At 65.1% G+C, this 4,711-nt stretch carries 5 protein-coding genes and 1 pseudogene; 3 read left to right on the top strand and 3 right to left on the bottom strand.

Going from position 1 to position 4,711, the window contains the following annotated elements:
* Both ACT4OC_RS31555 and ACT4OC_RS31550 read right to left on the bottom strand, forming a co-directional pair.
* A partial coding sequence (locus ACT4OC_RS31555) for an alpha-E domain-containing protein (RefSeq protein ID WP_444842983.1) occupies nucleotides 1–887 on the bottom strand: 887 nt, incomplete at its 3' end.
* 3 nt (nucleotides 888–890) lie between these two features.
* On the bottom strand, nucleotides 891–2,309 hold the full coding sequence (locus ACT4OC_RS31550; protein WP_444842982.1) for a circularly permuted type 2 ATP-grasp protein: 1,419 nt from the start codon (nucleotides 2,307–2,309) through the stop codon (nucleotides 891–893).
* A gap of 239 nt (nucleotides 2,310–2,548) precedes the next feature.
* On the opposite strand from ACT4OC_RS31550, the gene ACT4OC_RS31545 reads away from it, so the two are divergent.
* The 3 genes from ACT4OC_RS31545 (at nucleotide 2,549) to ACT4OC_RS31535 (ending at nucleotide 4,497) form a co-directional block, all read left to right on the top strand.
* The gene (locus ACT4OC_RS31545) at nucleotides 2,549–3,295 is read left to right on the top strand and encodes a competence/damage-inducible protein A (RefSeq protein ID WP_444842984.1); all 747 of its coding nucleotides are present in this window, start codon (nucleotides 2,549–2,551) and stop codon (nucleotides 3,293–3,295) included.
* A gap of 14 nt (nucleotides 3,296–3,309) precedes the next feature.
* Nucleotides 3,310–3,810 (top strand): xanthine phosphoribosyltransferase, encoded by a 501-nt coding sequence (gene gpt, locus ACT4OC_RS31540; RefSeq protein WP_444842981.1) that lies wholly within the window; start codon nucleotides 3,310–3,312, stop codon nucleotides 3,808–3,810.
* A 72-nt stretch (nucleotides 3,811–3,882) separates the two neighbouring features.
* The gene (locus ACT4OC_RS31535) at nucleotides 3,883–4,497 is read left to right on the top strand and encodes a hypothetical protein (protein WP_444842980.1); all 615 of its coding nucleotides are present in this window, start codon (nucleotides 3,883–3,885) and stop codon (nucleotides 4,495–4,497) included.
* 17 nt (nucleotides 4,498–4,514) lie between these two features.
* On the opposite strand, the pseudogene ACT4OC_RS31530 reads toward ACT4OC_RS31535, so the two are convergent.
* Nucleotides 4,515–4,711 (bottom strand): annotated as a pseudogene (locus tag ACT4OC_RS31530) (methionine synthase); the annotation flags it as partial.

The raw sequence follows: 4,711 nt of genomic DNA, 5'->3' as shown, positions 1-4,711 counted from the left end.
TCCTGGATGAATTCGTGCACGCCGTGCTGGAAGATGTCGTCCATGTTGCTGTGCTCGAGTCGGTTGCGGATGCCGCGGGCGTGACGCTGCGAGGCGCCCTGGCGACCATAGGCGACGCCGATCTGGTCGAGGTTGCGCACGAGGTTGCCGTAGCAGCTCGCCAGCGAGCGCGGCAGCGTGTCGTTGAGGATGAGCAGGTCCGCGATCAGCCACGGCTTCAGGGTCTCGCGATACACCCAGTGATAGGCGGTCAGCGCCGAGACCGAGCGCAGGATCGAGGTCCACTGGTAGTAGTCCAGCGGTCCGCCGACATGTTCCTCCTCGGGCAACAGCACGTGGTACTTCACGTCGAGGATCCGCGCGGTGTTGTCGGCGCGCTCGAGGTGCAGGCCGAGCCGGGAGAACCAGAAGGCGTCGTTGCGCAACATGGTGCGGTAGGCGGAGCCGTCGAAGCGCAACGAGGTCTCCTGCACGAAGCGCAGGAATTTTGCCAGCTCCTCGCGCGAAGATGTGCCCTTGCTCCAGACTTCCTGCAGCTCGATCCAAGAGGAATTGATGGTGTCCCACATTTCGCTGGTGAGCGCGGTGCGGACCGAGCGCGAGTTGAGCCGGGCGTTCTCGATGCAGTTCTTGATCGACGACGGGTTGACCACGGAGAACGACAGGTACTCGACGACGTTGGCTTCGTTGGCTTCCTCATAGGTCTCGTAGAAGCTGGCGCTGACGCCGGCGGTGAGCAGCGCCGATTCCCACTCGTTGGTCTTGCCGATATAGGCGGCGGGCAGCGCGGTGACGCGCAGGGTGGCGTCGATGGTGCGCGCGATGTATTCGGCGCGCTCCACGTAGCGGGCCAGCCAGTACAGGTTCTCGGCGGTGCGCGACAGCATCTGTTACTCGTCCAGAATCCAGGTGTCCTTGGTGCCGCCGCCCTGGCTCGAGTTCACCACCAGCGAGCCTTCCTTCAGGGCGACGCGCGTGAGACCGCCAGGCACGATGGTGACGTGGTCCCTGCCGGTCAGCACGAAGGGACGCAGGTCGACATGGCGGGGCGCAAGGCCGGCCTCGGTGCAGGTCGGGCAGGTGGAGAGCGCCAGCGTCGGCTGGGCGATGAAGCCTTCGGGCTCGCGCTTCAACTTGTCGCGGAAGGCCTCGATCGTGGCCTTGGTGGCGGCGGGCCCGATCAGCATGCCGTAGCCGCCGGAGCCGTGCACTTCCTTGACGACGAGGTCGCCGAGATTGTCGAGCACGAAGGAGAGGTCCTTCGGCTCGCGGCAGCGCCAGGTCTGCACGTTCTTCAGGATCGGCTCCTCGCCGAGATAGAATCTCACGATCTCGGGCATGTAGGAGTAGATCGCCTTGTCGTCGGCGATGCCGGTGCCGACTGCGTTCGCCAGCGTGATGTTGCCGGCCGCATAGGCCGACATCAGCCCGGGCACGCCGAGCACGGAATCGGGGCGGAAGGTGAGGGGGTCGAGGAAATCGTCGTCGACCCGGCGGTAGATCACGTCGACCCGCTTCAGCCCCTCGGTGGTGCGCATGAAAACTTCGTCGTTCTTGACGATGAGGTCGCGGCCCTCGACGAGCTCGATGCCGAGCTTGTCGGCGAGGAAGGAGTGCTCGTAATAAGCGGAGTTGTAGACGCCGGGGGTGAGCAGCGCCACGGTCGGCTCGGAGGACGCGCTGTGCGGCGCCACCGAGCGAAGGGCGGAAAGCAGCTCGTCCGGATAGCGCTCCACCGGCGCGATGCGGTGGCGGGCGAACAGGTCGGGAAACAGCCGCATCATGATTTCGCGGTTTTCCAGCATGTAGGACACGCCCGAGGGCGTCCGCGCATTATCCTCCAGCACGATGAAATTTTCCGGGTCCACCCGCACGATGTCGATGCCGGCGATGTGGACGTAGACGTCGTGCGGCACGGCCTGGCCGTTCATCTCGGGCCGGAACACCGGGTTCTGGAAGATCAGGTCGTCGGGTACGATGCCCGCGCGCAGCACCTCGCGGCCGTGATAGATGTCGCGCAGGAACATGTTGAGCGCGCGCACCCGCTGCTTCAGGCCCTTTTCCAGGATGGTCCATTCCCGCTTGGACATGATGCGCGGGATGACGTCGAAGGGGATCAGGCGCTCGGTGGCCTCGGCGTCGCCGTAGACCGCGAAGGTGATGCCGATGCGGCGGAACAGCAATTCCGCCTCATGGCGGCGATATTCCAGCGCGTCCGGCGGCGTCTCGTTCAGCCAGCGGGAAAGTTCCTGGTAGGCCGGGCGGATGTCGCCACCGGGGCCATTCATTTCGTCGAACGCAACCGCCATGAACCGTGACTGTCCCCCTCAGGCCATGCAACACACTGCATGACTTCTTGGGGTGGTAGCAAGGCCCGGGCCAGCGCGATATGCATTGGCGCGCGGCATTTGCTATGGATGGAAAACGGGTTGCCTGAAAAACCGGCTCGCGGTTGCTTATTTCGGCAGCAAAACCCCGTGACTTCAAGGCGTTGCCCCGGCAATGTCGGATGACCCCGCGCGAAACGGGGCAGGGCGAGGAAGAGGACATGAGCGAGATCGTCACGGCGGGGATATTGGTGATCGGCGACGAGATCCTGTCCGGCCGGACCAAGGACAAGAACATCGGCTTCATTGCCGAGTACCTGACCAATATCGGCATCGACCTCAAGGAAGTCCGCGTCGTCGCCGACGACGAGGCCGACATCGTCGCGGCGCTCGATGCGCTGCGAAAGCGCTACGCCTATGTCTTCACCACCGGCGGCATCGGCCCGACCCATGACGACATCACCGCCGATGCCGTGGCGAGGGCGTTCGGCGTCGGCATCGACCACCATCCGGAGGTGGTGGCGCGGTTTCGCGAGCGCTGGAGCGGGCAGGATCTCAACGAGGCGCGGCTGCGGATGGCACGCATCCCCGACGGCGCCGAGCTGATCCAGAGCGCGACGATTTTGGCGCCCGGCTTCAAGATCGGCAACGTGATCGTGATGGCCGGCGTGCCCTCGATCATGCAAGCCATGATGGACATCGTTGCGCCCAAGCTGAAGTCGGGGGTGCGGATGCTGTCGGAATCGGTGCGGGCCAACGCGCGGGAAGGCGACATCGGCGGGCCGCTGCGGGAGATCGCCAACACCCATCCCGACACCATCATCGGCAGCTATCCCTTCATGGATGAGGAGCAGCGTCCCAACACCAATCTCGTGGTGCGCTCGCGCGATCCGGAAAAGCTCAGCGCCGCGATGACCGCGGTGAAGGAGATGCTGGCGGCGCTGCATGCAGCGCGGAAGTCGGCGTAAGGGCGGTTCGCGAAATGGCCGACAATAATTCCGAAAAGTCATTCCCGGTCTCCTGGGACCAGTTCCACCGGGATTGCCGGGCGCTGACCTGGCGGCTCAATGAAGTCGGCCCGTTCCATGCGGTGGTTGCGATCACCCGCGGCGGGCTGGTGCCGGCCGCAATCGTCGCGCGCGAGCTCGGCCTGCGCGTCATCGATACCGTGTGCGTGGCGAGCTACGACCACGACAAGCAGGGCGACCTGCAGGTTCTCAAGGGCGTGTCGGAGAAAGTGGCGAAGCTCGGCGGCGGCACCGGCAAGGGACTTCTGATCGTCGACGACCTCGTCGACACCGGCAAGACCGGGCGCCTGGTTCGCGCGATGATGCCGGATGCGCATTTCGCCGCGGTCTACGCCAAGCCGAAGGGCCGGCCGCTGGTGGACACGTATATCACCGAGGTGTCGCAGGACACCTGGATTCATTTTCCGTGGGACACCGCGCTGTCGTATCAGCCGCCGCTGCACGGCGGGAGGTGAGAGGCGAATAGCGAATTGCGAATGGCGAGCAGGGCAAGATACTATTCGCTATTCGCTATTCGCGGTCGTCACATGCCCCTGCAAAACCGCGTCACGCCGCTGGGCGACATCGTCGCCGATCCGCACCGCGGGCTCTTCACCGGCAACCGCGGCATCATTCACGACCCCGCGACCAAGACGCTCTTGAAGAAGCGCTGGTCGAACCCGGCCTGGCTGGCCTGCGTCTGCGAATTCCGCGGCCGGCGCCGCGAGGTGATGGGCGGGCGGAGCTGGACCGAGCTGTTCTTCCTCGACGAGGCCACGGCACTCGCCGCCGGGCATCGCCCCTGCTTCTACTGTCGGCGCGACGACGCCAACCGTTTCCGCAGCTGCTGGGAGAAGGGAAACCGTGTTGCCGGGCTCCGCGCAAAGGACATCGATGCCGTGCTGCATCGCGAGCGGCTGGATCGCGGCAGGAAACGGCTGCATCCGCTGCCGATGCCGTTGGAAAAGCTGCCGGACGGCGCGATGGTGCAGGCGGGTGAGGGCAGCTACCTGATCGTTGACGGCAAGCTGCTGCACTGGAGCTTTGCCGGCTATTGCAAGATGGAAGCGCCGATCGGCGATGCGATGCTGATCACGCCGCCATCAGTGCTGCGCGCGCTGGCGTCCGGATTCCAGCCGGCGCTGCACCCGAGCGCGCGGTAATCCTGCGCAGCTGGCGATCACCCGAACCGTTGCCGCGCCAGTTTTGCGCCGGCGCCGAGCGCCATCAGCTTGGCCTCCGCGATATCCCGCCGCATCGGCGCCATGCCGCAATTGGTGGTCGCGATGATGTCGCCATGGGCGACGAATTTCGAGACGGCATCGATCACCTTGCAGACGTCCTCTGATGTCTCGACCGTGTCGCTGGCGACGTCGA

The organism is Bradyrhizobium sp., from assembly GCF_052389815.1.
Classification (GTDB): domain Bacteria; phylum Pseudomonadota; class Alphaproteobacteria; order Rhizobiales; family Xanthobacteraceae; genus Bradyrhizobium.
Note: the sequence above shows the minus strand (reverse complement) of the source record. Positions and strands in the feature narration are given on the sequence as shown.

Coding starts and splice junctions, on each gene's coding strand:
- ACT4OC_RS31545 (WP_444842984.1), top strand. CDS start 2,549: ATGAGCGAGATCGTCACGGCGGGGATATTGGTGATCGGCGACGAGATC.
- ACT4OC_RS31550 (WP_444842982.1), bottom strand. CDS start 2,309: ATGGCGGTTGCGTTCGACGAAATGAATGGCCCCGGTGGCGACATCCGC.
- ACT4OC_RS31535 (WP_444842980.1), top strand. CDS start 3,883: ATGCCCCTGCAAAACCGCGTCACGCCGCTGGGCGACATCGTCGCCGAT.
- gpt (WP_444842981.1), top strand. CDS start 3,310: ATGGCCGACAATAATTCCGAAAAGTCATTCCCGGTCTCCTGGGACCAG.